Source organism: Rhizobium sp. WYCCWR 11128 (assembly GCF_013416305.1).
In the GTDB taxonomy this organism is placed as follows: Bacteria; Pseudomonadota; Alphaproteobacteria; order Rhizobiales; family Rhizobiaceae; genus Rhizobium; species Rhizobium indicum.
Map to the genome: position 1 here is coordinate 1,185,499 of NZ_JACCEZ010000001.1, position 26,969 is coordinate 1,212,467.

The following is a 26,969-nucleotide window of genomic DNA, read 5'->3' on the forward strand; positions in this document are numbered from 1 at the left end:
GCGGCACAGTTTTGCTGGAATTGCTCTATTTCGCGAATTCGGCCAGCTGCGTCATGATGACGGCAGCGCCCTGCAGGCGTTTTTCCGGCGTCGGCAGGTCGCGGGTCAGGAACAGGCTGTGGTCGGGGCGGATCTTCGCCATCGTGCCCTGCTTGCCGATATAACCGACGAGGTTTGCCGGATTGGGGAATTCCTTGTTGCGGAACTGCACGACGACGCCCTTCGGGCCGGCATCGAGCTTTTCGACATTGGCGGTGCGGCAGAGTGATTTGATGTAGACGATCTTCAGCAGATGCTGGACTTCGATCGGCATCGGGCCGAAGCGGTCGATCATCTCGGCGCCGAAGCCGTCGATCTCCTTGAGCTCGGTGATTTCGCCAAGGCGGCGGTAGAGGGCCATGCGCAGGTGCAGATCGGGCACGTAGCCTTCCGGGATCATCACCGTCGTGCCGACGGAGATCTGCGGCGACCAGCCGGTGTCGTGGATCTCGTCGACACCCTTGACCTCAGCGACCGCCTCTTCCAGCATCTGCTGGTAGAGTTCGAAGCCGACCTCCTTGATATGGCCGGACTGCTCCTCGCCGAGCAGGTTGCCGGCGCCGCGAATGTCGAGGTCGTGGCTTGCCAACTGGAAGCCGGCGCCGAGCGTATCCAGCGACTGCAGCACCTTCAACCGGCGTTCGGCGGTTGCCGTCAGCACCTTGTTGACCGGCAGGGTGAAGAGCGCGAAGGCGCGCACCTTCGAGCGGCCGACGCGGCCGCGCAGCTGATAGAGCTGGGCAAGGCCGAACATGTCGGCGCGGTGGACGATCAGCGTGTTGGCTGTGGGAACGTCGAGGCCGGATTCGACGATGGTGGTCGAGAGAAGCACGTCGTAACGGCCTTCATAAAAGGCGTTCATGATGTCTTCGAGTTCGCCGGCCGGCATCTGGCCATGGGCGATGGCGACCTTCAGCTCCGGCACATCCGACTGCAGGAAGGCATGCACGTCCTCGAGGTCGGCAAGCCTGGGGCATACATAGAAGCTCTGGCCGCCGCGATAATGCTCGCGCATCAGCGTCTCGCGGATGACCAGGCTGTCGAAGGGCGAAATGAAGGTGCGCACCGCCATGCGGTCGACCGGCGGCGTGGTGATCAGCGACAGTTCGCGCACACCGGTCATGGCAAGCTGCAGCGTGCGCGGGATCGGTGTCGCCGATAGCGTCAGCACGTGCACGTCGCTCTTCAGCTCCTTCAGCCGCTCCTTGTGCTTGACGCCGAAATGCTGTTCCTCATCGATGACAAGCAGACCGAGATTGGCGAATTTGATGCCGGCGCCGAGCAGCGCATGCGTGCCGACGACGATATCGGTCTTGCCTTCCGCCACTTCCTTCTTGGTCAGCGCCAGCTCCTTGGCGCCCACGAGGCGCGAGGCCTGCTGGATGCGCACCGGCAAACCACGGAAACGATCGGAAAAGGTCTTGAAATGCTGGCGGGAAAGCAGTGTCGTCGGCACGACGATGGCGACCTGGGCGCCGTTCATCGCGGCGACGAAGGCGGCGCGCAGCGCCACTTCCGTCTTGCCGAAACCGACGTCGCCGCAGACGAGGCGGTCCATCGGCCGGCCGGCGCCGAGGTCGGAGCGCACCGCCTCGATGGCGTTTTCCTGGTCCTCGGTCTCGTCATAGGGGAAGCGGGCGGCGAATTCGTCGTAGAGACCTTCCGGCGTCGTCAGCATCGGCGCATGGCGCGTCAGGCGCTCGGCGGCGATGCGGATCAGCGCATCGGCCATGTCGAGCAGGCGCTTCTTGAGCTTGGCCTTGCGCATCTGCCAGGCGCCGCCGCCGAGCTTGTCGAGCTGCGCTTCGGTCCCCTCGCCGCCATAGCGCGAAAGCAGATCGATGTTTTCGACCGGCAGGAACAGCTTGGCCTCGTCGGCATATTGCAGTTCGAGGCAGGCATGCGGGGCGCCTGCCGCCTCGATGGTCCTCAGCCCGATGAAGCGCCCGATGCCGTGTTCAGCGTGGACAACGATCGAGCCCTCGTCGAGGCCCGCGACTTCCGAGATGAAATCGGCTGCGCGCTTGCGACGCTTGGAGCGGCGCACCATGCGGTCGCCGAGGATGTCCTGCTCGCCGATGACGACGAGATCGCCGGCCTCGAAGCCGGCTTCGAGACTGAGCACGGCAGCCGCCGCCTCGCCTCTCGCCAGCGAACCGACATCCTTCAGCGCATCGATCGGCTTGACCTTTTCCAGGCCGTGTTCGTTCAGCACCTGCAGCAGGCGCTCCAGCGAACCTTCGGTCCAGGCGGTGACCAGAACTTTCGCGCCGGCGGCACGGCGGTCGGCAATATGCTTGACGACGACGTCGAAGATATTGATGCGTTCGGCATCGCCGCCGCCTTCGGCATTCGAACGGGCCCAGCGCTGGCCCTGGCGGGCGTCGACATTGACGACCCGGCGCGCCTCGCCCTCATGCTCGTTGAAGGGGCTGATACGGATCGCGCCGAGTGCGTCGAGGGTTTTGACGAAAAGCTTGCTGTCGAGATAGAGCTGGCCCGGTGTCACCGGCTTGTAGGGCGTGCCCTGCGTCATCCCCTTGGCCGGCTGGCCGGAATTCAGGCGGGCGTCGTAATAGTCGAAAACGAGCTTGGAGCGCTCTTCGGCTGCTTCACGCACAGTATGGTCGATGACAATACGGAAGCCGCTGAGATAATCGAAGACGGTATCGAGCTTCTCGTAGAAGAGCGGCAGCCAGTGCTCCATGCCAGGGTAACGGCGGCCTTCGGAGACGGCAAGATAGAGCGCGTCGTCGCGTGTGGTCGCGCCGAAAGCGGAGAGGTAATTCTTGCGGAAACGGCTGATCGTATCGGGCGTCAGCGTCACCTCGCTCATCGGATTGAGATCGAGGGAGCGCACCTGTCCGATCGTGCGCTGGCTTGCCGGATCGAAGCTGCGGATGCTTTCCAGCGTGTCGCCGAAGAAATCGAGGCGGACCGGCTCTTCGGAACCGGGCACGAAGACATCGAGAATGCCGCCGCGCACGGCATATTCGCCGACCTCGCGAACGGTCGCGACGCGCTCGAAGCCATTGCGCTCCAGGCGACCGGCAAGATCGTCCATGCGCAGCTGGTTGCCGGGACGGGCCGAAAAAGTCAGGCTTTCGATGACATCCTGCGGCGCCACCTTCTGCAGCATGGCATTGGCCGTGACGAGCACGATTGCCGCATGCGGCTTCTTGCGATGGGCGATGAGGCCGCCGAGTGCCGCCAGCCGGCGGGCCGAGGTGTCGGCGCTCGGCGAGACGCGGTCATAGGGCAGACAGTCCCAGGCCGGCAGGGTGAGAACCGGAATGTCGGGGGCGACAAAGCTCAGCATCTGTTCGAGATCGGCCATGCGGTGGCCGTCGGACATGACATAGGCGACCGGCTCTCCCGTTCGGGCGAGCTCGGCGAGCAGCAGCGTTTCAAGACCTGCCGGCACATTGCCGATCGTCAGCGGCTCGGTGATGGCCGCAAGCTTCTTCGCATCGAAACCAGGGATCATTCCGGCGTCCTGAGGGGCTTGTCAAAATCGGGCTTGTAGGCGGCGATGCGGGCAAACATCGGTGTCTGGAAACGCTCAGGCACCGGCCATGTTCCCATGACCCAGCGAACGAGATCATTGTCCTCTTCCGCCATGATCGTCTCGAACTCGTCGAGCTCGGCTTCCGACAGCCTGGCGATCTCAGCTTCGGCGAACTGGCCGAAGACCAGATCCATTTCGCGGATGCCGCGATGCCAGCAGCGGAAAAGGATCCGGCGGCGGCGCGGGTCGAGACCGGCACTGGTGAGCGTGACACCTGTCATGGCATACCTTCCTGTTGATGCGCCTCTATAGACCCTGGAAAGCGGCTTGTCAGCCTTGCCAAGGCCGCATTGTTCATCGCATTTTGGCCGCATGCGCCCCGCCATTCTCGATCCTCTGTTTTCCCCCATTTCTGGCCTTCCGGGCGTCGGCCCGAAGATCGCCGACCTGTTGGTCAAGCTGCTCGGGCGCGAGACGCTGGAGGATTGCCGGGTGATCGACCTGCTCTTCCACGCGCCCTTTTCGCTGATCGACAGGCGCAACCAGCCTGGCATCGCGCGCGCGCCGCAGGGCGCGATCGTGACGATCACGGCGCGCGTCGACCGCCATCAGGTGCCGCCGGGCGGCAAAAGCAATATTCCCTACCGCGTCTTCCTGCATGACGAGACCGGCGAACTGACGCTGGTCTTCTTCCGCGGACAGGCGGCGTGGCTGGAAAAGCAGCTGCCTGTTGACGCGGAGGTGACGGTCAGCGGCAAGATCGACTGGTTCAACGGCCGCGCCTCGATGGTGCATCCCGACTATATCGTCAGGGCCGACGAGGCGGAGAGCCTGCCGCTCGTCGAGCCAATCTATCCGCTGACGGCGGGGCTTTCGCCGAAGACGCTCCGCAAGATCATCGACGCCGGCCTGCCGCGTTTTCCCGAGCTGCCGGAATGGATCGACCTGGCGCTGACGGAGAAGCAAGGCCTGCCGTCGATCCGCGACAGTTTCCACATGCTGCATGAGCCGCGCGATCCCAGCGATATCGACCCGCAGGCCCCTGCCCGGCGGCGGCTTGCCTATGACGAGTTCCTCGCCGGCCAGCTGTCGCTGAGCCTGGTGCGGCAAAGGCTGCGCAAGGTAGCGGGCCAGCCGGTGCATGCCACCGGCGCCATCAGCAGCAAGATCCTGAAGACCTTGCCCTTCTCGCTGACCGGCAGCCAGAACGAGGCGATCGCCGAGGTTTTGCAGGATATGGCCGGCAACGAGCGCATGCTGCGGCTGCTGCAGGGCGATGTCGGTTCCGGCAAGACGCTGGTGGCGCTGATGGCGATGGCGGCGGTGATCGAGAGCGGCGGCCAGGCCGTGCTGATGGCGCCGACCGAAATCCTGGCTCGGCAGCACCACGCAACGATCTCGAAATTCGCCGCCTCCGCCGGGCTCGGCATCGAGGTGCTGACCGGGCGCACGAAGGGACGCGAACGGGAGGAAATCCTGGAGCGCATCGCCTCGGGTGCTGCCCAGATCATCATCGGCACGCATGCGCTGTTCCAGGACAGTGTTGGCTACGCCAATCTGATGCTTGCTGTCGTCGACGAGCAGCACCGTTTCGGCGTGCATCAGCGCCTGCGGTTGACCGCCAAGGGCCTCTCGCCGCATATGCTGGTCATGACGGCGACGCCGATCCCGCGCACGCTGGTGCTCGCCGCCTTCGGCGATATGGACGTCTCCAAGCTCACCGAAAAACCGGCCGGCCGCAAGCCGATCCAGACGATCACCGTGCCGATGGAACGGACCGGCGAAATCGTCGGCCGGCTGCAAAGCGCAATCGCCGAGGGCAAGAAGGCCTACTGGATCTGCCCGCTGGTCGAGGAGTCCGAGGAACTCGACCTGATGTCGGCCGAGGAGCGGCATGCGACGCTGGTCTCAGCACTGGGTCCGGGCATCGGCCTCATCCACGGCCGCATGAGCGGACCGGAGAAGGACGCGGCGATGATGGCGTTCAAGAACGGCGAGACCCGGCTGCTCGTCGCCACGACCGTCGTCGAGGTCGGCGTCGACGTGCCGGATGCGACGATCATGGTGATCGAACATGCCGAACGCTTCGGCCTGGCGCAATTGCATCAGCTGCGCGGCCGCGTCGGGCGTGGCGACGAGGCATCGACCTGCATCCTGCTCTATAAGGGGCCGCTCGGCGAGACCGGCCATGCCAGGCTTTCGATCATGCGGGAGACGGAAGACGGTTTCCGCATTGCCGAGGAGGATCTGAAGCTGCGCGGCGAAGGCGAATTGCTCGGCACAAGGCAATCCGGCACGCCGGGCTTTCGCATCGCCAGCCTCGAGGCGCATGCCGACCTGCTGGAGATCGCCCGCAAGGATGCCGCTTACCTCATCGAGCGGGATCCGGAGCTGACCAGCGAAAGGGGAGCGGCGATCCGCACCCTGCTCTATCTCTTCCGCCGCGACGAGGCGATCCGTTTTCTTAGAGCGGGTTAAAGCGCACCGAGGCGCGCTTTAAGTCTTTGTCCTATGCATGTCGTTACCCCAAAACCGCTGAACACTTTTGGGCGACATGCATCATTCAGCCTTGGAAACCGCCACCGGCTTCGGCCGCGGCAAATGCTTCTGCTTCGGATCGGCCGGCTTGTGTTCGGGCGCCACGAGCCCGCCTGAAATCAGGAACTTGGCGGCGTCTTCCGGCGACATATCGAGCATGACGATCTTCTCGCGCGGCACGAAGATGAGGAAACCGGCTGTCGGCACCGGCGTCGGCGGCAGGAAGACGGCGACCATGTCCTGGCCCATGGCATTGAACTTCGAAGCGATTTCGCCCTTGGCGTCGGTGGCGATGAAGATCAGTGCCCAGAGTCCGGGACCCGGATATTCGATGAGGCCGACCTTCTTGAAGGAGTTCGCCTGTTCCTTCAGCACGGTTTCGAAAATCTGCTTCACGCTTCTGTAGATCGTGCGCACCAGCGGCATGCGCTGGACGATCGATTCGCCGAAACGGACGATGCTCTGGCCAATGAGGTTCTTGCCAAGAAAGCCGACGACGGTGATCAGAACGACGGCGATCAGCAGGCCGAAACCGGGAATGGCGAAATTGAGGTAACTTTCCGGATTCCAGCGCGCCGGAATATAGGGCCGGACCCAGCTGTCCGACCAATGGATGAAGGTCCAGGTCAGCCAGATGGTAATCGCGATCGGCGCGCAGATGATCAGCCCTGCGAGAAAATTATTTCTCAGCCGGGTCGCGACCGGCATTCTGGGGATGTTGTCGGTCATCGTTTCCTGATGATCTCCATCTCAGTCGTGGACAGGCCGGAACGCCGGCCCTTCCCCCTTGTCCGCAGACCAAAATTGCCAGAATTCGGGGTCCCGCACAATATGTTTCGAAGCGAAGGTCGCAGCGTTACAGGCTTATTCCACGGTCACGGATTTCGCCAGGTTGCGCGGCTGGTCGACATCGGTGCCCATGAAGACGGCGGTGTGATAGGCGAGCAGTTGGATCGGCAGCGAGAAGATCATCGGCGCGATGATTTCGTCGACCACAGGCAGGGTGATCGTCGCCATGGTCGGCAGTTTCGAGGCCGCCGCGCCGGCCTCGTCGGTGATGAAGATGATGCGGCCGCCGCGGGCTGCGACTTCCTGCATGTTCGAGACGGTCTTTTCGAAGAACCGGTCGTAGGGGGCGATGACGATGACAGGCATGTTCTCATCGATCAGCGCGATCGGTCCGTGCTTCAATTCGCCGGCGGCGTAACCTTCGGCATGGATATAGGAAATTTCCTTGAGCTTCAGCGCACCTTCCATGGCAAGCGGGAAGCTGGTGCCGCGGCCGAGATAGAGCACGTCCTTGCACTTCGACAGCTCGCGCGACAGGCTTTCCATCTGCGGCTGGATGAGGTTCAGCACCCGGCTCATGATGCGCGGCATTTCGGCGAGATGGCGCACCAGCGCCCTCTCCTCGTCAGCACTCACCGTGCCGCGCGCCTTGCCGGCGCCGATCGCCAACGCTGCCAGCACGGCAAGCTGGCAGGTGAAGGCCTTGGTCGAGGCGACGCCGATTTCGGGCCCGGCCATGATCGGGAAGACGGCGTCGGATTCACGCGCAATCGTCGATTCGCGGACATTGACGACGGCGCCGATCTTCAACCCGTTGTCGCGGCAATAGCGCAACGAGGCCAACGTATCGGCGGTCTCGCCTGACTGCGAGATGAAGAGGGCCGCCTGTGACGGCGACAGCGGCATTTCGCGGTAGCGGAATTCGGAGGCGACGTCGATCTCGACCGGCAGGCGGGCATAACGCTCGAACCAGTATTTGCCGACGAGGCCGGCGAGATAGGCGGTGCCGCAGGCCGAGATCGCCAAGCCGGTCGCCGCCTTGAAGTCGATCGCGGCGGCATTGGCACCAATCGTATTCTCGGCGAAATCGACATAGTGGCTGAGCGCGTGAGAGATCACCTCCGGCTGCTCGTAGATTTCCTTTTCCATGAAGTGGCGGTGGTTGCCCTTGTCGACGACATAGGCGGTCGCCTGCGAGATCTGCCGGGCGCGTTTGACCGGCTTGCCGGCGAAATCGAGCACCGCGACGCTGTCGCGGGTGAGGATGGCGCAATCGCCGTCGACGAGATAGGTGATCTCGTTGGTGAAGGGCGAGAGCGCGATCGCGTCCGAGCCGAGGAACATTTCGCCGCGGCCATAGCCGACGGCAAGCGGCGGGCCGGAACGGGCGGCCATGATCGTGCCGGGATCGGCCTTGAGCATGATGGCCAGCGCATAGGCGCCGGTCACGCGGTTCAGCATCTTCAGCATGGCGTCGCGCGGCTCGAGGCCTTCGCGCAGGTATTTCGCCATCAGATGGGCGACCACCTCGGTGTCGGTCTGGGTTTGGAACACCGAACCCTCTTCAGTTAGTTCGTCGCGAAGCTCGGAGAAGTTCTCGATGATGCCGTTGTGGACGACGGCGACGCCTTCGACGAAATGCGGATGGGCATTGGTCTCGTTCGGAACGCCGTGGGTCGCCCAGCGCGTGTGGGCGATGCCGACGGTGCCGGGCAGCGGTTCGCTGTCGAGGCGCTTTTCCAGATTAAACAGCTTGCCCTCGGCGCGGCGGCGATCCATCACGCCGTCATGAATGGTGGCGACACCGGCGGAATCGTAACCGCGATATTCGAGACGCTTCAGCGCATCGACCAGGCGCCCGGCAACAGGCGCAGTCCCGACGATCCCCACAATTCCACACATGCAACATCCCCACTAGGCCTCAACAATGAGGCCAGTCCTAACGATTCCTGCTTATTTCTCAATCACCTCGGCGGTCACTTTGAATTTCCGCCGGTTACGCAAGGCCGGTCAGGCTTTCGCCTTCTTCGCCGCCTTGATGGCGAGCGCACGCTCACGCAGCAGCGTCGCGCGGCCGGGCTTGATTTCCTGCCGGGCACGGCCGAGCGCCAGCGCGTCGGCCGGCACATCGACGGTGATGACGCTGCCGGAGGCGATATAGGCGCCGTCGCCGATCGTCACTGGCGCGACCAGTGAGGAATTGGAACCGATGAAGGCGTTTTCGCCGATCACCGTCTCGCTCTTGTTGACGCCGTCATAGTTGCAGGTGATCGTGCCGGCGCCAATATTGCTGCCGGCGCCGATGACCGCATCGCCGATATAGGTGAGGTGATTGACCTTGGCGCCTTCGCCCAGCCGGCCGTTCTTGACCTCGCAGAAATTGCCGACCTTCGAACCGGTACCAAGATCCGCACCCGGCCGCAGCCGCGCAAAGGGGCCGACCGTCGCGCCCTGGCTGACATGCGCGCCTTCGATATGCGAGAAAGCATGGATGACGGCGCCGCTGTCGATCACCGCGCCGGGACCGAAGACGACGTTCGGCTCGATCAACGCATCCTGGCCGATGGTGGTATCGTAGGAGAGAAAAACGGTTTCCGGCGCGATCATGGTGACGCCTGAAAGCATCATCTGGTGGCGGCGGCGCTCCTGCCAGAAGCGCTCGATGACGGCGAGTTCGGCACGGGTGTTGCAGCCGGTCATCTCGATCTCAGGAGCATCGACCGCGGTCACGCGTCCGCCGAGCGAACGGGCGATCTCGACGAGATCGGTCAGATAGAATTCGCCCTTGGCATTGGCATTGCCGATGCGCGTGAGAAGATCGAGCGCCTTGCGGCCATTGATCGCCATCAGCCCGCTGTTGCACCAGGTGACGGTGCGCTCGGCATCGGTCGCATCTTTCTCCTCGCGGATGGCGATGAGTTCGCCGTCCTTGACGAGCAGGCGGCCATAGCCGGTCGGGCGGTCGGTGTGGAAGCCGATGACGACGACATCGCTGCCATCGGCAAGGCCCTGGCGGGCGGCTTTGAGCGGCCCGTCGGTCTGGAGCGGCACGTCGCCATAGGTGACGAGGATATCGTCATAACCCTTGGCGATCGCGTCGCGGGCCGCCAACACTGCGTGGCCGGTGCCGAGGCGTTCCTTCTGCAGATAGGATTCGATGCTGACGCCGCCGATGCTCGCCGCCTTTGCCACATCCTCAGCATCGCGGCCGACGACAAGGGCGACGGACGAGATGCCGGCGGAGGCAACCGCCTCGACCACATGGGCGATCATCGGCCGTCCGGCGACAGGATGCAGCACCTTCGATTTCGAGGATTTCATCCGCGTGCTGTCACCGGCGGCAAGGATGACGGCAAGACAAGTGCGTTCCATGATTTGCTCCGCGAATCCGCGCCACGAGGCGGCTTTATCGCCTCATACTGCAAAATTCCTTAAATCGGAATCGATTTGAGGATAAATTATCCAGCCATTCAAAGTGCTGCAGTGTCCTTTGCGGCTCCCGAAAAGACGCGTGGCGCTGTCGATAAACAAAGCCTTCACAAAGGTGAAATTGCGGCCGAAATCGACCCTATTGCGGCCTCGGAACCGCGGGCCACGAAGGCTTCGTGCACATGATGGCGGCCGTCCAGGATGACGTCCTCCATCGCGCGGCGCGCAGCACTGCTATCGCCGGAAACGATCGCGTCGACGATGCGCATATGGGTGTCGGCGATATTGGCGAAGCCATTTTCGGATGGCGGCGTGCTTATGCGGAACATGCCGACGAGAGCCGCTTCGATGAGGCTGCCCAGTGTCCGCATGAAGGGATTGTGCGAGGCTTCGGCGATCGCCAGGTGAAAACGAAGGTCGGCGAGTGCGAGGCTGTCGGCCGTATGACCAGCCGCTGCCATTTCGAGCGCCAGCCCACGCAGCATCTCGATATCCTCGGCATTCGCCCGCTCGGTGACGAGACCGGCGGCGAAGGGTTCGAAGGCGAGGCGAATATCGTAGAGCTGCAGCAGAAACTCTTCCGTCACACCGTTGTCGAAGTGCCAGGCGATGATCTCGCTGTCGAACATGTTCCAGAGGTTCTTTTCGGTCACACGCGTGCCGACCCGCGCCTTGGCGACGACCATGCCCTTGGCGGCGAGCGTCTTCATCGTCTCGCGCAAAACGGTGCGGGACACTTTGAAACGCTGCGCCAGTTCCGTATCGCCTGGCAGGATCGAGCCAACGGGATAGGTGCCGGCGACGATCGCCTTGCCGAGTTCGTCGACGACCTGGGCATGGCTCGTACGGGTTCTGCGCCCCGTCTTGCGTGTCTCGTCCAATTTGTAGCGCAAGCGATCCGTCTCCCCCTCAGGCGTACCTCTTGTTCAGACTGGAAACGAACAGGATAGCTTTCTGCATCAGGATGAATGCAAATAGCAGAAGGCCAATCAGGATCTTGGTCCACCAGCTCGACAGCGTGCCGTCGAAGGTGATGTAGGTCTGAATGAGCCCCTGGATCAGGATACCGATCAAGGTTCCCGCCACGAATCCCGCTCCTCCGGTCAGCAGCGTCCCCCCAATGACCACCGCCGCGATGGCATCGAGTTCGACGCCGACTGCTGCAAGAGAATATCCGGCAGAGGTGTACAGCGAAAAAACGATCCCGGATAGGCCCGCCAGAAAGCCCGACAGCGCATAGATCTGGATTGTCGTGCGGCCGACCGGCACGCCCATCAGCCGCGCCGTCTGCGTGCCGCCGCCGAGTGCATAGACATTGGTGCCGAAGCGGGTGCGCTGGGCGATGAAGATGCCGACGGCAAAGACCAGAAGCATGATGCCGCCGATCAGCGTCAGCCGCCCGCCGCCGGGCAGACGGTAATAGAGGCTCGTCAGCGTCGAATAATATTCGTGGTCGATCGGGATGCTGTCGATCGAGAGCACGAAGGCCATGCCGCGCGCCAGGAACATGCCGGCAAGGGTGACGATGAAGGCCGGCATTTCGAGATAGTGGATGATCGCGCCCATGATACCGCCAAAGGCAGTGGTGATGACGAGCACGATCGCGAAGGCGAGCAGCGGATGGATCGAGGTGTTCTGCAGGATCACCGCGAGGAAGACGCCGGTAAAGGCGATGACCGAGCCGATCGACAGATCGATGCCGCCCGAAATGATGACGAAGGTCATGCCGACGGCGGCGATGCCGAGAAAGGCATTGTCGGTCAGAAGATTGCCGATGACGCGCGTCGACAGAATGTTCGGATATTGCAGCGCGCAGCCGGCATAGGCGAGCACGAAGATGACGATGGTCGCAAGCAGCGGCAGGTATTTGGAGTTCATTTCGGCTGCTCCCTACCGCCCTGCCGGCGGCTGGCGAAGATGGCGAGCGATTGCACCGCCGGCGACTGGATGACGAGGATGACGATAATGATGACGGCCTTGATGATCAGGTTGAATTCAGGTGGGAAGCCGGCAGACAGGATGCCTGTGTTCACCGCCTGGATGATCATCGCGCCGATCAGCGATCCGAGAATGCTGAAGCGGCCGCCGAGCAGCGAATTGCCGCCGACGACGACGGCGAGGATCGCGTCCAGTTCCAGCCATAGGCCGGCGTTGTTGGCATCGGCGCCCTTGATGTCGGCTGCGACGATGATGCCTGCAATCGAGGCGCAGATCCCACTCAGCATATAGACCGCCATCAGCAGCACCGGCGTTTGAATGCCGGAGAGCGTGCTGGCGCGGCGATTGATGCCGACGGCCTCGATCAGCATGCCGAGCGCCGTGCGGCGGACGAGCAGGATGACGAGCAGGCCGACGACAAGCCAGATGATGACAGGCATCGGCAGAAGCAGCATGGAGCCGCTGCCGAAGAACGTCAGCCCGTCATCGTTGAAGGTCAGGATGGCGCCTTCGGTGATCAGCTGGGCGATGCCGCGGCCGGCCACCATCAGCACCAGCGTCGCAATGATCGGCTGGATATTGAGGACTGCCACCAGGAACCCGTTCCAGACGCCGCAGGCAAGCCCGATAACAAGCGTTAAGATAATGGTGTATGTAACTGAATTTCCTGAAACAATCGACGATGCAGCGATGGCGCCGCAGATGGCGATGACCGCGCCGACGGACAGGTCGATGCCCTTGGTGGCAATGACCAGCGTCATGCCGATCGCCAGCAGCGCCACCGGCGCACCGCGATTCAGCACATCGATCAGGCTGCCGTAAAGCCGGTCATTCTGAACCACGACATTAAAAAACTGCGGTGACGTGATGAAATTCAACAAAAGAATGACAACGAGCGCGATCAATTGTGGCGCCAGGCGATATGCCAGCGCTTTCAGCGAGGACCTCATGCATCCTCCATCTTGTGTTCGGCCGCAGCGATGGCTTCGACGATGCCGGCAGCGGTGATACGCTCGCCTGTCAGTTCGGCGATATGCTGCCTGTCGCGCAGTACGATGACACGTGAACTATAGGCGACAAGCTCTTCAAGTTCCGAGGAAATCACGATCAGAGACATACCGCCGGCACAGAGCTCTTCGATGAGCCGGATGATCTCGGCATGGGCACCGACATCGATGCCGCGGGTCGGCTCGTCGAGGATCAGAAACTTCGGATTGGTCGCCAGCCAGCGGGCGAGGATCGCCTTCTGCTGATTGCCGCCGGAGAGCAGCCGGATCGGTTTTTCGCGATCGGTGGTGCGGATATCGAGCGCCTTGATGTAGCGGTCGGCAAGCGTATTCTGCTCGGCGCGCGACAGCGGCCGCGTCCAGCCGCGGCGGGCCTGCAGCGCCAGCGCTATGTTCTCCCTGATCGACAGGTCGCCGATAATGCCATCGGTCTTGCGGTCCTCGGGGCAGAAGCCGAAGCCCTTTCCGATCGCCGCGCGCGGGCTCGAAATCGTCACCGGCTGGCCGTCGATCGTGGCGCTGCCGCTGTCGGCATGCTCGATGCCGAAGAGCAGTTCGGCGGTTTCGGTGCGGCCGGAGCCAAGCAGACCGGCGACGCCGACCACCTCTCCGGCGCGCACCTCAAGGTCGAACGGTTTTACCCTGCCGCGTTTGCCATAGCCTGAGAAACGGTATCGGACATCGCCGGCCGCAAGGCTGCGTTCCCTCACCGTCTCCTCAACATGCGCCAGTTCGCGGCCGAGCATCATGGCGATCAGGCCCTGGCGCGGCAGATCGGCGACGTCGCGGGTGCCGACGAGCTTGCCGTTGCGCAGCACGGTAATGCGGTCGCTAATCGCATAGACCTGTTCGAGAAAATGGGTGATGAAGACGATGCCCAGGCCGCGCTTCTTCAGGTCTTCGATGATGCGGAAGAGCAGCGCCACTTCTTGATTGTCGAGACTTGCGGTGGGCTCGTCGAGGATCAGCACCTTGCCGGAGAGATCGACGGCACGGGCGATGGCAACCACCTGCTGGACGGCGACGGAGAAACGGCCGAGCTCGGCGGTGACGTCGATATCGACGCCGTAGCCGGTGAGCAGGTCGCGCGCCTTGCGGTTCATCGCACGCACGTCGGTCATGCCGAAGCGCCGTGGCTGGCGGCCGAGAAAGAGATTTTCGGCAACGCTCAGATTGGCCAGCAGGTTGACCTCCTGGTAGACCGTGCCGATGCCGAGCTTCTGGGCGGCGAGCGTATTGGCCGGATTGATTTCCTGGTCGTTCAGCGTCAGGCTGCCCTCGTCACGATGATAGGCGCCAGTGATGCACTTGATCAGCGTCGACTTGCCGGCGCCGTTTTCGCCCAGCAATGCGTGCACCTCGCCTCTGCGGAGCGTGAAATCGACCTTATCCAGCGCCACTGCGCCGGGAAAGAATTTCGATATTCCGGAGGCCGCGAGAACGTTCTCGAAATCGTGAATCATAAGGGTCTGTTTTCCTGATATTGACGGCAAAAGCCGCGCCGCGGCCGGACATGACGTCCCAAGGCGGCAAAGGCAGTTCCGCACCGGTCCATGACGGGCCGGTGCGGTTCTACAGCGCCGCCTGGTCTTTTCAGACGCGTAGAGGACGCTGTAGCGCTTTGAATTGCTGCATGATTTTGTCCGGAAATCGAATTCCGATTTCAGGAATTATGCAGCGGCGTCACATCAGATCAGTAGCCCTGACCCTTCTTCTCTTCGTAGACCTTCATCGGTTCGTCGGCCGGCGTGTAGAGCTTCGATTCGGTCTGGATCCACTTGGCCGGAGCCTTCTTGTCCTTCAGATAGGCTTCGAGCGCATCGAAGGCCGGACCTGCCATATTCGGCGTCAGCTCGACCGTGGCATTGGCCTCGCCTTCGGACATCGCCTTGAAGATATCCGGCACGGCGTCGATGGAGACGACGAGGATATCCTTGCCAGGCTTCAGGCCGGCTTCCTTGATCGCCTGGATGGCGCCGACAGCCATGTCGTCGTTATGGGCGTAGAGAGCGCAGATATCCTTGCCGCCATTCTCGGCCTTCAGGAAGCTTTCCATGACTTCCTTGCCCTTGGTGCGGGTGAAGTCACCGGTCTGGCTGCGAACGATCTTGAGGTTGTCGTGGCCGGCAAGAGCTTCTTCGAAGCCCTTCTTGCGGGCGATGGCCGGCGACGAACCGGTGGTGCCCTGAAGCTCGACGACATTGCACTTCTTGTCGCCGACGGTCTTGACCAGGAAGTCGCCTGCGACCTTGCCTTCATGGACCAGGTCCGACGTCACCGCCGTCAGGTAGAGATCGTCGGGAGCCTTGATGGTACGGTCGAGAAGGATGACCGGGATTTCGGCTTCCTTGGCTTCCTTGAGAACGTCGTCCCAGCCGGTTTCGACGACCGGAGCAATGAGAATGGCATCGACGCCCTGAGCAATGAAGGAGCGCAGAGCCTTGATCTGGTTTTCCTGCTTCTGCTGCGCATCGGCAAACTTCAGATCGATGCCGCGCTTCTTGGCCTGTTCCTTGGTCACGGTCGTTTCAGCCGCACGCCAGCCCGATTCCGAGCCGATCTGCGAGAAGCCGACAGTGAGGCCGGCGGCCGAAGCCGAACCGAACATGCAGGCAGCCAGAATCGTGGCACTCAAAAGTGCAGTCTTCAATTTCATGATTTCCTCCCAATGCCGCATCTCGCGGCGCAGGGTCAAAAAATCATATAGTATTACTTTTGTAAATCGGAATCTTGGGATGCATTGCAGCAAAAAAAGAGCGCCCAAAAGGGCGCTCTTCGCATCCGCGAGATGGCTTGCGAGATTATTTACCAGGCAGCTTGTCGTCGATGCCTTCGACATAGAAGTTCATGCCAAGCAGCGTTCCGTCATCGGCCTTCTCGCCGGCCTTCAACCAGGGCGTGCCGTCCTGCTTGTTGATCGGCCCGGTGAAGGGATGCAGTTCTCCGGACTTGATCTTGGCTTCGGTTTCCTCGGCCATCTTCTTCACGTCGTCGGGCATGTTGGTATAGGGCGCCATCGTTAGGATGCCGTCCTTGAGGCCATCCCAGCTCTGCTCTGACTTCCAGGTGCCGTCGAGAAGCGCCTTAACGCGCTTGACGTAATAATTGCCCCAGGTGTCGATGATCGCGGTCAGCTGGACGTTCGGACCAGCCTTGATCATGTCGGAAGCCTGGCCGAAGGCCTTGACGCCGCGCTGCTCGGCGACCTGCATTGGAGCGGTCGTGTCCGTGTGCTGGGTGAGGATATCGACGCCCTGGTCGATCAGCGCCTTGGCGGCATCGGCTTCCTTGCCCGGGTCGAACCACGTGTTGACCCAGATAACCTTCATCTTGAAGTTCGGATTGACCGACTTGGCGCCAGTTTCGAAGGCATTGATGCCCATCACCACCTCGGGGATCGGGAAGGAGGCGATATAGCCGGCCGTGCCGGTTTTAGAGAGCTTGCCGGCGATAATGCCACTGATGTAGCGGCCTTCATAAAAGCGCGAATTGTAGGTCGCGACGTTGTCGGCGGCCTTGAAGCCTGTCGCATGCTCGAACTTCACTTTCGGGAACTTCTTGGCGACGGCAATAGTCGGGTCCATGAAACCGAAGGACGTGGTGAAAATCAGCGAGCAACCGGAGCGGGCCATGCGCTCGATGGCGCGTTCGGCATCCGGGCCTTCCGGGACGCTTTCGAGGTAGGGCGTCTCGATCTTGTCGCCGAATTCCTTCTCGACCTGGAGGCGGCCGTTCTCATGGGCCTGCGTCCAGCCGCCGTCGGTGCGGGTGCCGACATAAACGAAGCAGACCTTGGTCTTGTCAGCCGCCTCGGCGGCCGAACCGATGCTCAGGACGAGAGCAGCTGTCGCTGCGAGAGCAAGTGCAAGTTTTTTCATATTGATCCCTGTTGGTTGGAAGTTTCGAAACCCGTCTGCTTGTTGTTGTTCACCGGTCCGGCACGAAAGCTTTGCCGAGCGAGGCCGGCGTATTGATCAACGTCGTGCGCCGATTATGCGAGATGATGATGAGGACCACAACTGTCGCCGCATAGGGCAGCATCGAGAGGAACTGCGAGGGAACACCGATGCCGAAGGCCTGCGCGTGCAGTTGCAGGATCGTTACCGCCCCAAAGAGATAACCGCCGGCCAGCAGGCGCCAAGGCCGCCAGGAGGAGAAGACGACGAGCGCCAGCGCGATCCAGCCGCGCCCGCCGGACATGTTCTCTGTCCATTGCGGCGTATAGATCAGCGACAGCTGCGCGCCGGCAAGGCCGGCGCAGGCGCCGCCGAACATCACGGCGAGGTAGCGCATGCGGATGACGTCGATACCGAGCGCATGCGCCGAGGCGTGATTGTCGCCGATGGCGCGGATCTTCAGGCCGGTGCGACTCTTGAAGAGGAACCAGTTGACGGCGATAACAAGCAGGATCGACAGGTAGAAGATCAGATCCTGCCTGAAGAGGACCGTTCCGACATAGGGAATGGCCGAAAGCACCGGGATTTCGATTGGCAGCAGCCGGACGCCGGGCGCGCCGACGAAAGCCTCGCCGAGCATGCCGGAGGCGCCGAGGCCAAGGATCGTCAGCGCAAGGCCTGTCGCCACTTGATTGGCGACGAGCGTCAACGTCAGGAAGGCGAAGAGCAGCGAAAACAGCGCGCCGCTGACGACGCCGCCGACAATGCCGATATAGGCCGAGCCGGTGAGCTGTGCCGTGGCAAAGGCACCGACCGCGCCCATGATCATCATGCCTTCGACACCGAGATTGAGAACGCCGGAGCGCTCGGTCACCAGTTCGCCGAGTGCGGCGATGACGAGCGGTGTGGAGGCGGTGATGACGGTCAGCAGAATCGCTTCGAAGATGCTCATGCCGCCCTGCCCCTTACCCGCGACCAGACCAGGCGGATTTTGTAATAGATCAGCGTATCGCAGGAGAGCACGAAGAAGAGCAGCAGCCCCTGGAAGACGCGGGTGACCTTGTCGGAAACGCCGAGCGAAAGCTGTGCTGCCTCGCCGCCGAGATAAGTCAGCGCCAGCACCAGGCCCGATGCGATGATGCCGAGCGGATTGAGGCGGCCGAGGAAGGCGACGATGATGGCGGTGAAGCCGTAGCCCGGCGAGATCGCCGGCTGCAGGTGGCCGATCGAGCCGGAAACCTCGCTGATGCCAGCAAGGCCGGCAAGAGCGCCCGAGAAGAGAAAGCTGAACCAGATCATCTTCTTCGACGAGAATCCGGCAAAGCGCCCTGCCCGCTCCGATTGGCCGAGTACGACGATCTCGAAGCCTTTCAACGTATAGCGCAGCATGAACCAGGCGCCGACCGCCGCAATGATGGCGAAGATGAAGGCCCAATGGGCGCGGCCCGACTCTTCCCAGATCGCCGGCAGCACCGCTTCCGGCGCGAAATCACGCGAGACTGGAAAGTTGAAGCCCTGCGGATCGCGCCAGGCGCCACGAATCAGCCAGTCGAGGAAGAGCTGGGCGATATAGACCAGCATCAGCGATGTCAGGATTTCATTGGTGTTGAAATGCGCTTTCAACAGCGCCGGAATGGCGGCGAAGAGCGCACCGCCGAGCGCGCCCAATATCAGCATCAGCGGCAGCACCAGCGGGGAATGCCAGTCGTAGAAGATGATCGGCAGATAGGAGCCGGTGATCGCGCCGATGGTGAACTGGCCTTCAGCGCCGATATTCCAGTTGTTCGAGCGATAACAAACGGCCAAGCCGACGGCGATCAGGATCAGCGGCGCGGCCTTGATTGCCAGTTCGTGCAGCGACCAGACCTCGAGCAGCGGCTCGATGAAGAAGGCGTCGAGTGCTTCGACCGGATCCTTGCCGAGCATGGCGAACATGATGGCGCCGAATACCAGCGTCAGGACAAGGGCAAGCAGCGGCGAGACGAAAGCAAAGAGCTTCGAGACGTCGGGGCGTTTTTCGAGTTCAATGCGCATGGGACGCCTCCGGGGGAGAGCTGCTCTCGTGCAGTCCGCCCATCAGCAAGCCGATCCTTTCCCGCGTCAGTTCGCCCGCTGGAAACGGGCGGGAAAGACGGCCTTCGCAGATGACGGCAATATCGGTCGCCACTTCGAAGATCTCGTCGAGATCCTGGCTGATGACGACGACGGCCGAACCAGCCCTTGCGAGATCGACGATCGCCTGGCGGATGCGGCTCGCGGCCCCGGCATCGACACCCCAGGTCGGCTGGTTGACGACGAGTACTGCCGGCTGGCGGTCGAGCTCGCGGCCGACGATGAACTTCTGCAGGTTACCGCCGGACAGCGAGCCGGCCGCTGGGTCATCGCCGCTCTTGCGGACATCCATGGCCTCGGAAATGCGCCTTGCGGCAGATTTCACCGCGGCGTGGCGGATGATGCCGAGCAGACCCAGAAACGCCTTGCGGTCCGACTGGCTGCGGGCAAGGACGAGATTGTCCGACAGTTTCATGGCGGAGACGGCAGCATGGCCATGGCGCTCCTCCGGCACGAAGCCGGCGCCGAGAAGACGGCGGGCGGTAATACCCTGGTTGCCGACCGGCTTTCTGCGGATGACGATCGCCTCGGCCGTGGCGACCGGATATTCGCCGGAGAGAGCATCGAAGAGCTCGCTCTGGCCGTTGCCCGCGACACCGGCAATGGCGAGGATTTCGCCGGAGCGCACCGCCATCGACACATCGCGCAGCGGCATGGCAAAAGGGGTGCGCGCGGCGACGGAAAGACTGGCGACGGCAAGCTGCACCTCGCCTCTGTCACTACGCTCCGGATGCGTGACGGTCGCCACTTCACTGCCGACCATCATGCGGGCGAGCGAGGCCGGCGTTTCCTGTTTCGGATCGCAGGCGCCGGTCACGCGACCATGGCGCAAGACGGTGGCGCGATCGCAGATACGCTGCACCTCTTCCAGGCGGTGGCTGATATAGAGAACCGAGCGCCCTTCGGCGCGCAGCTTGAACAGCGTCTCGAACAGCCTGTCCGCCTCCTGCGGGGTCAGCACAGAGGTCGGCTCATCGAGGATGATCAGCTTCGGGTTCTGCAGCAGCGCGCGGACGATCTCGATGCGCTGGCGCTCGCCGACCGAGAGATCGGCGACATGGGCATGCGGATCGAGCGGCAGGCCGTAGGCGATCGACAGCGCCCTCGCCTCCTCGGCGATTTTGTCGATCGGGATGGCGTGATCGAGCGACAGGGCAATGTTTTCGGCAACCGTCAGCGCCTCGAACAGCGAGAAATGCTGGAAGACCATGCCGATGCCGAGCTTGCGGGCTTCACCGGGCGACGCGATCGCGACCGGCTGGCCCTGCCAGAGGATATGCCCGCCTGTCGGCTCGAGAACGCCGAACAGCATCTTCACCAGGGTGGATTTGCCTGCGCCATTTTCGCCGAGAAGCGCATGAATTTCGCCCGGCGCGATATCGAGATCGATTTCATTGCAGGCTGCAAAGCCACCGAAGAACTTCGTCAGCTTCTGGACCGATAATAACGCGCCGGAATCCGGCACATTCAATGGCGACACGTTCCCCTCATTTCTTCTGCCAACCGGTCCGTTCGGATCTCATGGAATCAGCAGCGTCGTTCCTGTTGTTTTTCTTGTTTCCAGATCCGCGTGAGCCTGCCCAACCTCACGCAGCGGATAGGTTTGATTGATATTGATACGCACTTTGTTGCTTTGCACAATATCAAATAGCGCTTTGGCACTGTCGATCAGTTCCTGGCGCGCCGCGATGTAGGTGAAGAGCGTCGGCCGCGTCGCAAAGAGCGAGCCCCTCTGGGCCAGCGCCGCAAGGGTGAAATTCTCGATCGGACCGGAAGATTGGCCGAAGGAGGCAAAAAGGCCGCGCGGTTTCAAGCAGTCAAGCGACTGTGGAAAAGTATCGCGGCCGATCGAATCGTAGACGACATCCACGCCCTTGCCGCCGGTGATTTCGCGGACACGGTCGACGAAGCTGTCACTCTTGTAGTTGATCACATGGTCGTAGCCATGGGCGAGCGCCAGCTCGATCTTGTCTTGCGACCCCGCCGTGCCGATAACGGTGGCGCCGAGCGCCTTTGCCCATTGGCCAGCGATCAAGCCGACACCGCCGGCAGCGGCGTGGAACAGCAGGACCGTCTGCGGGCCGACCTTGAAGGTGCTGTTCAAGAGATATTCGGCGGTCATACCCTTCAGCATCATCGCCGCTGCCGTTTCGAGCTCGATTCCCTCGGGCACATGCACCAGATGCCGCGTCTCGACATTGCGCTCGGCGCTATAGGCGCCGTCGGCACTGGCGTAGGCGACACGGTCGCCGACCTTGAAACCCTCGACGCCGGGGCCGACCGATGTCACGGTGCCGGCGCCCTCCTTGCCGGTGACGAAGGGCAGATGCGGCGTCTTGTAGGTGCCGTTGCGGAAATAGACATCGATGAAATTAAGCCCGACCGCCGCCTGCCTGATCTGCACTTCGCCCGCCGAGGGTGAGGGAAGATCGATCTCGACATAGTCGAAAACCTCCGGCCCGCCCGTCCTCGAGAATGAAACCGCCTGCGTTTTGGTCATCTGCCTATCCTAAGCTTCGCGTCCAAGGGCGGGGAAGAATTGCAGCACCGCGCCGATGACGTAAAGATAGGCGCCGGTCACGATGAAGAGAATGAGCGCCCATTCGGGCGTGTCGAAATGCATCAGCAGCGAAAAAATGCCGAGCGCCGACCATAGGAAAAAGACGCCGAGGTTGAGCGGGCGCAGCCTTTTGACCCGGACCGGGTGGAGGAAATTGATCGGCAGGAAGGTCAGCACCACCGAAACGATGACAACGGTGAGCGCCGTCGTGGCACTGGCATCGATGACGAACAGCGTGAAGACGATCATGTTCCAGACGACGGGGAAGCCGGAGAAGAAATACTCATCCGTCTTCATGCCCATATCGGCATAGTAGATGGCGCTGGAGACGACGATCATGCCGGCGGCGGCGAAGGACCAGGGCTCGCCGATCATGCCGCTCTGATAAAGCGCGAAGGCCGGCAGAAGCACATAGGTGACGTAATCGATGATATTGTCGAGCGTATCGCCCGACCAGTTCGGCAGCACTTCCTTGACGCGCACCTTGCGGGCGATCGGCCCGTCTATGCCGTCGACGAGAAGCGCAAGTCCCAGCCACCAGAACATGTCGATGAAGCGGTGCTCGGCGGCGGCAACGACACCGAGAAAGGCAAGGAAGGAGCCGGATGCCGTCAGGATATGGACGGAAAAGGCGCGCATCTCCGCGTAAGGAACACGCTTGTAGTTGAAAATCTTCATATTCCCCCGACCGCCCTATCGCGCTCGCCCCGGCAAGCATCTTTTTTTTCGCCACCATCGCCGAACCTGTTACTGAATCGGGTTCGACGCCGTAGGTCTTTGTTGTCGCACCATTTTTGCCGAAAACCGGCATCCGTTTCCGGCGTGCTGCTCTAATATGCATCCTTTGCCGGGCTTCGCCAGCGGGAAATACGACATTCCCCGCCTGCCCCTGTTCCCCATTGAATCCTGACAATGACATGCATATTTCCCTTTAGAAGCGTCGCGTGGAATGGAATGCCTTTAATTCCGGCCGGATTTGTAATATCTCGCTCGCATCCGACAGTTCATCCGACGAAAACGGGATCCGCTACCGAAATGAACGCGCCTGCAAAGACCGAAGACTTCGCCTTGTCCATCCCCGCCGGCGTCTATGCCGAGACGGTGCTCGATGTCACGCACTATACCGACCGGCTTTTCCGCTTCACGATGACCCGGCCGCAGGGCTTCCGTTTCCGTTCCGGCGAATTCGCGATGATCGGCCTGATGGTCGAGGGCAAGCCGGTGTTCCGCGCCTATTCGATCGCCAGCCCCGCCTGGGCCGAGGAGCTTGAATTCTTCTCGATCAAGGTGCCGGACGGCCCACTCACCTCCCATTTGCAGGCGATCAAGCCAGGCGACCAGGTGCTGATGCGCAAGAAGCCGACGGGCACGCTGGTACTCGACGCGCTGACGCCCGGCCGTCGTCTCTACATGTTCTCGACTGGAACGGGCATTGCGCCTTTCGCCAGCCTGATCCGCGATCCTGAGACCTATGAAAAGTTCGAGGAGGTCATCCTCACCCATACGACACGCGATGTCGCCGAGCTGAAATACGGCTTCGACCTCGTGCACGAGATTCAGAATGACGAGCTGCTGAAGGAAGTCGTCGGCGACAAGCTGCGCCACTATCCGACAGTCACGCGCGAGGATTTCGAATATCGCGGCCGCATCACCGACCTGATCTCCTCCGGCAAGCTGTTCACCGATCTCGGTGTGCCGCCGCTCGACCCGGTGATCGACCGCGGCATGATCTGCGGTTCCTCGGCCATGCTGAAGGATACCAAGGAACTGCTCGAAAAGGCCGGCCTCGATGAAGGCGCCAACAGCAAGCCTGCCGAATTCGTCATCGAGCGCGCTTTCGTCGGCTAAAGCATTTCTGACAATCCGATCAGTGAACGGCTCCGGAAACGGGGCCGTTTCTATGTCTGGCTGAGGTAGTCGATCAGCACCGCCATGGTGGCGCGCGCTTCATCCGGCCTGCCCTGATGGATGGCGCGGATGACGGCGACGTGGAGCGAGATGGCGCGATCCATGCGCTCCGGGCTTGCCTTGGAGTACCAGATGCGGCGCGAATGCGTCTGCACCGGGCCAAGTGCTGCCGTGATGAAGCCATTCGGGCAGGCATCTTCGAGGATTTCGTCGAAGGCCTTGTCGGCCGCGAAGAAGCCGGCGAGATCGCCGGTGACGGCGCATTCCTCCATCGCGCGGGCGCAATCGATGAGGCGCGCCCGCTGCTCGTCGCTCGCGTGTTCGGCAACGAGGCTTGCCGCGATCGGCTCCAGCTCGCGGCGCACCTGCATGACATTGCCATGATCCTCAGGCGCGATCTCGGCGACCTGCAGCCCGACGCGCGGCTTGACCAGGATCAGCCCCTGCCAGGCGAGCTTCTGGATCGCCTCGCGCACCGGCGTACGCCCGTGGCCCGCCATATCAATCAGCTGCTTTTCAGTTATCAGCGCGCCAGGCTTCAGCGCCAGCGTCACGATCAGATGCTCCAGCGCCAGATAGGCAAGATGGCTCTGTGAAGTCTGCAATAAGGAACTCCGTCGCCAAGTCTGATATATCACATAGTGGCACGGTCAAAAACCGAAGACAAGTCGGCACCGAAATATCAGAATAGAGACAGATAGATAACATTGGCGAGGCTGCTGAATGCTCAGCCTTGAGCCGAGCATCCACCCCGTATCCATCAGCAGCCCCGGCATGGATCCTCGGCTCAAGGCCGAGGAGGACGGAGAGTGTGGTTGGCCTTCTGGCAAAACTCGCCCTCGCCTACTTAAGCACACCGCCTCGCCTACGTCATCAGGCCGGCACTATCCCTTGGTCACCCCTTGCGAAAAGCCCGGCTGGAAACCGAGATCGAATTTTGACAAGGGTCTTTTGCATTAGCGAACTGATAGCCATCGGCCTTATGGATGGCACCGAACTTCAGGCCATTCTCCGCGCATCGACTGCAAAAGGCCTCGACATCTTCCACGTCGAAGACCAGCTTGACCGAGGATTGGCCGCTCCGCTGCCCCTTGGCGGCCTGGTGCAGCATGATATTCGCACCGCCGTCCTGAGCGACCAGTTCAATGATCCTGTCGCCCGGCAGGCTGGTCGCCTTGAAACCGAAGTGCTTCTCATAAAAGCGCGCCGTTTCTTCGACATTCCCAGCATAGATCACCAGCCTGTTGAGCGGCATGATGCTTGGCCTCCGATAGCGGTTGCGTTCGATTGACAAGAGTAGAGAGACATCATGCGTTTTGCCACGGCGCATTATTCGTGCCGCAGCGCCTCGATGGGATTGAGTTGCGCTGCCCTTCTCGCCGGGAAATAGCCGAAGATCATGCCGATCGCGGCAGAGAAGAGGAAGGCGACGGCGACCATGAGCGGGCTGAAGACGAAGGGCACCTTCAGGAGCGTCACGGCGCCGAAGCCGAGGCTGAGGCCGAGCACGATGCCGGTAATGCCGCCGAACAGCGATAGCGCCACGGCTTCGACCAGGAACTGGGTGAGCACCTGGTTTTCCAGCGCGCCGATCGCCAGGCGGATGCCGATTTCGCGGGTGCGCTCGGTGACGGAGACCAGCATGATGTTCATGATGCCGATGCCGCCGACGAGCAGGCTGATCGCGGCGACGGCGCCGAGCAGGCCGGTCAGCAGCGTCGTCGTGCCGGTCATCGCCTCGGCGATCTGGGTCATGTCGTTGACGTTGAAATCGTCCTGGCGGCCGGGCACGATCTTGCGGCGTTCGCGCAGGAGATTTTCGACATCGGACTGCACCTTGGCAGTGGAGACGCCGTCGCGCGCCGAGATGATGATCTGCGGCACGTTGCTGCTGCCGCTGATGCGCCGCTGAAACACCTTGACCGGCATGATGACGACATCGTCCTGGTCGTTGCCCATGCCGGACTGGCCGCGCTTGGCAAGCACGCCGATGACCGGGCACGAGACCTTGCCGACGCGGATCTGCTGGCCTGTGGGGTCGGCGCTGCCGAAGAGCTGCGAGCGCACCGTTTCGCCGATGATGCAGCGCGCCTGGCCGCGTTCCTCGGCGGGGAGAAAATTGCGGCCGAGCGCCAGATTCCAGTCCTGTGCGATGAAATAGTCGTTGGTGGTGCCGGAGACGCTGGTCGAATGGTTCTGGCCGCCGAAAATCACCGTCGCCGTCGACTGATTGAGCGGCGCCACGGCCCTGAGGCCGCCGATCTGGTCGCGGATCGCCGCGACGTCCTTGACGCTGAAGCGCTTGGCCTCGGAGCTTGCCCGGCCGGGGCCGAACTGGCCGGGGCGGACGAACAGCATGTTGGTGCCGAGCCGCGACAGCTCGGTCGAGACCTGCGCAGTGGTGCCGTTGCCGATCGTCACCAGCGCGATGACGGCGGCAACGCCGATGACGACGCCGAGCACGGTCAGGAACGAGCGCAGCATGTTGCGGCTGATGGCCCGCAGCGCCAGCTTCAGCGTCTCAAAGAACATGATCCGCCCTCCTGCGGTGCTCGACTTCCGTCTCCAGTTTGCCGTCGACGAAACGCAACAGCCGCTGCGCATAGGCGGCGATATCGGGCTCGTGGGTGACCATGACGATGGTGATGCCCTGCTCGCGGTTCAGCCGCGTCATCAGATCCATGATTTCGACGCTGGTCTTCGTGTCGAGATTGCCTGTGGGCTCATCGGCGAGCAGCAGAGCCGGCTCGGTGACGATGGCGCGGGCGATGGCGACGCGCTGCTGCTGGCCGCCTGACAGTTCCTGTGTCTTGTGATGTTCGCGCCCGGTGAGGCCGACCAGCGCCAAGGCTTCGCGGGCCCGTTCGCGCCGCTCGCGCACCGCCATGCCGCGATAGATCAGCGGCAGTTCGACATTCTCGACGGCCGAGGTACGCGACAGGAGGTTGAAGCCCTGGAAGACGAAGCCGAGCATGTGGCGGCGCAGCAGCGTCAGCTGGCTACGGTCGAAGCCGCTGGTCGGAATGCCCTCGAAGATGTAGTCGCCTGATGTCGGTACGTCGAGGCAGCCGAGAATGTTCATCGCCGTCGACTTGCCGGAGCCTGATGGACCCATGATCGCGACGAATTCATGGGCGTTGATCGCGAGGTCGACGTGGTCGAGCGCGCGGATCGCCGCCTCGCCCTCGCCGTAGATTTTCGAGACCTGTCTGAATTCGATGAGCGGCGGGCTTGCCATCCGTCTC

Annotated in this window: 22 protein-coding genes; 2 read left to right on the forward strand and 20 right to left on the reverse strand. The window is 62.2% G+C overall.

The window, feature by feature from the left end; all coding sequences use genetic code 11:
- Positions 1-25: 25 nt before the first annotated feature.
- Both mfd and HX898_RS05765 read right to left on the reverse strand, forming a co-directional pair.
- Positions 26-3,526: a transcription-repair coupling factor gene (gene mfd, locus HX898_RS05760; RefSeq protein WP_180194198.1), complete on the reverse strand. Its 3,501-nt coding sequence runs from the start codon at positions 3,524-3,526 to the stop codon at positions 26-28.
- The gene (locus HX898_RS05765) at positions 3,523-3,828 is read right to left on the reverse strand and encodes a succinate dehydrogenase assembly factor 2 (protein ID WP_171598794.1); all 306 of its coding nucleotides are present in this window, start codon (positions 3,826-3,828) and stop codon (positions 3,523-3,525) included. Before HX898_RS05765 ends, mfd begins: the two co-directional genes overlap by 4 nt.
- A 91-nt stretch (positions 3,829-3,919) precedes the next feature.
- On the opposite strand from HX898_RS05765, the gene recG reads away from it, so the two are divergent.
- A complete protein-coding gene (gene recG, locus HX898_RS05770) occupies positions 3,920-6,025 on the forward strand; it encodes an ATP-dependent DNA helicase RecG (RefSeq protein ID WP_180194199.1) in 2,106 nt (701 codons plus the stop codon).
- Positions 6,026-6,106: 81 nt separating this feature from the next.
- Here the strand turns inward: recG and HX898_RS05775 are convergent, their stop codons facing one another.
- From HX898_RS05775 to pcsA, 14 genes are all read right to left on the reverse strand, one after another.
- Entirely contained in the window at positions 6,107-6,814 is a 708-nt protein-coding gene (locus HX898_RS05775; RefSeq protein WP_062943253.1) for a DUF502 domain-containing protein, read from the reverse strand.
- Positions 6,815-6,949: 135 nt separating this feature from the next.
- Positions 6,950-8,776, reverse strand: a complete 1,827-nt coding sequence (gene glmS, locus HX898_RS05780) for a glutamine--fructose-6-phosphate transaminase (isomerizing) (protein ID WP_180194200.1) — start codon at positions 8,774-8,776, stop codon at positions 6,950-6,952.
- Positions 8,777-8,884: 108 nt separating this feature from the next.
- On the reverse strand, positions 8,885-10,246 hold the full coding sequence (glmU, locus tag HX898_RS05785) for a bifunctional UDP-N-acetylglucosamine diphosphorylase/glucosamine-1-phosphate N-acetyltransferase GlmU (protein WP_180194201.1): 1,362 nt from the start codon (positions 10,244-10,246) through the stop codon (positions 8,885-8,887).
- 164 nt (positions 10,247-10,410) lie between these two features.
- Positions 10,411-11,196 carry a FadR/GntR family transcriptional regulator gene (locus tag HX898_RS05790; RefSeq protein ID WP_180194202.1) on the reverse strand — a complete coding sequence of 262 codons (786 nt, stop codon included), beginning with the start codon at positions 11,194-11,196 and terminating at the stop codon, positions 10,411-10,413.
- 16 nt (positions 11,197-11,212) lie between these two features.
- Entirely contained in the window at positions 11,213-12,181 is a 969-nt protein-coding gene (gene yjfF / locus HX898_RS05795) for a galactofuranose ABC transporter, permease protein YjfF (RefSeq protein WP_018445370.1), read from the reverse strand.
- The gene (locus tag HX898_RS05800; protein WP_171598798.1) at positions 12,178-13,191 is read right to left on the reverse strand and encodes an ABC transporter permease; all 1,014 of its coding nucleotides are present in this window, start codon (positions 13,189-13,191) and stop codon (positions 12,178-12,180) included. The genes yjfF and HX898_RS05800 overlap by 4 nt, the downstream gene beginning before the upstream one ends.
- Positions 13,188-14,711: a galactofuranose ABC transporter, ATP-binding protein YtfR gene (gene ytfR, locus HX898_RS05805; protein WP_171598799.1), complete on the reverse strand. Its 1,524-nt coding sequence runs from the start codon at positions 14,709-14,711 to the stop codon at positions 13,188-13,190. Before ytfR ends, HX898_RS05800 begins: the two co-directional genes overlap by 4 nt.
- 230 nt (positions 14,712-14,941) lie before the next feature.
- A complete protein-coding gene (gene ytfQ / locus HX898_RS05810; RefSeq protein WP_003539585.1) occupies positions 14,942-15,904 on the reverse strand; it encodes a galactofuranose ABC transporter, galactofuranose-binding protein YtfQ in 963 nt (320 codons plus the stop codon).
- Between the two features lie 145 nt (positions 15,905-16,049).
- Positions 16,050-17,126, reverse strand: coding sequence for a BMP family ABC transporter substrate-binding protein (locus HX898_RS05815; RefSeq protein WP_138329502.1), 1,077 nt, complete (start codon positions 17,124-17,126; stop codon positions 16,050-16,052).
- A 49-nt stretch (positions 17,127-17,175) separates the two neighbouring features.
- Positions 17,176-18,096, reverse strand: a complete 921-nt coding sequence (locus HX898_RS05820) for an ABC transporter permease (RefSeq protein ID WP_180194203.1) — start codon at positions 18,094-18,096, stop codon at positions 17,176-17,178.
- Complete coding sequence (locus tag HX898_RS05825) at positions 18,093-19,178, reverse strand: ABC transporter permease (protein ID WP_180194204.1); 1,086 nt, start codon at positions 19,176-19,178, stop codon at positions 18,093-18,095. Before HX898_RS05825 ends, HX898_RS05820 begins: the two co-directional genes overlap by 4 nt.
- On the reverse strand, positions 19,168-20,736 hold the full coding sequence (locus tag HX898_RS05830; RefSeq protein WP_180194205.1) for an ABC transporter ATP-binding protein: 1,569 nt from the start codon (positions 20,734-20,736) through the stop codon (positions 19,168-19,170). The genes HX898_RS05825 and HX898_RS05830 overlap by 11 nt, the downstream gene beginning before the upstream one ends.
- Positions 20,737-20,775: 39 nt before the next feature.
- Positions 20,776-21,756, reverse strand: coding sequence for a quinone oxidoreductase (locus HX898_RS05835; protein WP_180194206.1), 981 nt, complete (start codon positions 21,754-21,756; stop codon positions 20,776-20,778).
- A 9-nt stretch (positions 21,757-21,765) separates the two neighbouring features.
- On the reverse strand, positions 21,766-22,494 hold the full coding sequence (gene pcsA, locus HX898_RS05840) for a phosphatidylcholine synthase (RefSeq protein WP_026154145.1): 729 nt from the start codon (positions 22,492-22,494) through the stop codon (positions 21,766-21,768).
- 357 nt (positions 22,495-22,851) lie between these two features.
- Between pcsA and HX898_RS05845 the strand changes: the two genes are divergently transcribed.
- A complete protein-coding gene (locus tag HX898_RS05845; RefSeq protein ID WP_003539571.1) occupies positions 22,852-23,664 on the forward strand; it encodes a ferredoxin--NADP reductase in 813 nt (270 codons plus the stop codon).
- Positions 23,665-23,714: 50 nt separating this feature from the next.
- Here the strand turns inward: HX898_RS05845 and HX898_RS05850 are convergent, their stop codons facing one another.
- From HX898_RS05850 to HX898_RS05865, 4 genes are all read right to left on the reverse strand, one after another.
- The gene (locus HX898_RS05850; RefSeq protein WP_180194207.1) at positions 23,715-24,329 is read right to left on the reverse strand and encodes a GntR family transcriptional regulator; all 615 of its coding nucleotides are present in this window, start codon (positions 24,327-24,329) and stop codon (positions 23,715-23,717) included.
- Positions 24,330-24,619: 290 nt separating this feature from the next.
- Positions 24,620-24,979: a VOC family protein gene (locus tag HX898_RS05855; protein WP_180194208.1), complete on the reverse strand. Its 360-nt coding sequence runs from the start codon at positions 24,977-24,979 to the stop codon at positions 24,620-24,622.
- 74 nt (positions 24,980-25,053) lie between these two features.
- A complete protein-coding gene (locus HX898_RS05860) occupies positions 25,054-26,256 on the reverse strand; it encodes an ABC transporter permease (protein WP_012757411.1) in 1,203 nt (400 codons plus the stop codon).
- A complete protein-coding gene (locus HX898_RS05865) occupies positions 26,246-26,962 on the reverse strand; it encodes an ABC transporter ATP-binding protein (protein ID WP_064647993.1) in 717 nt (238 codons plus the stop codon). Before HX898_RS05865 ends, HX898_RS05860 begins: the two co-directional genes overlap by 11 nt.
- Between the last annotated feature and the right edge of the window lie 7 nt (positions 26,963-26,969).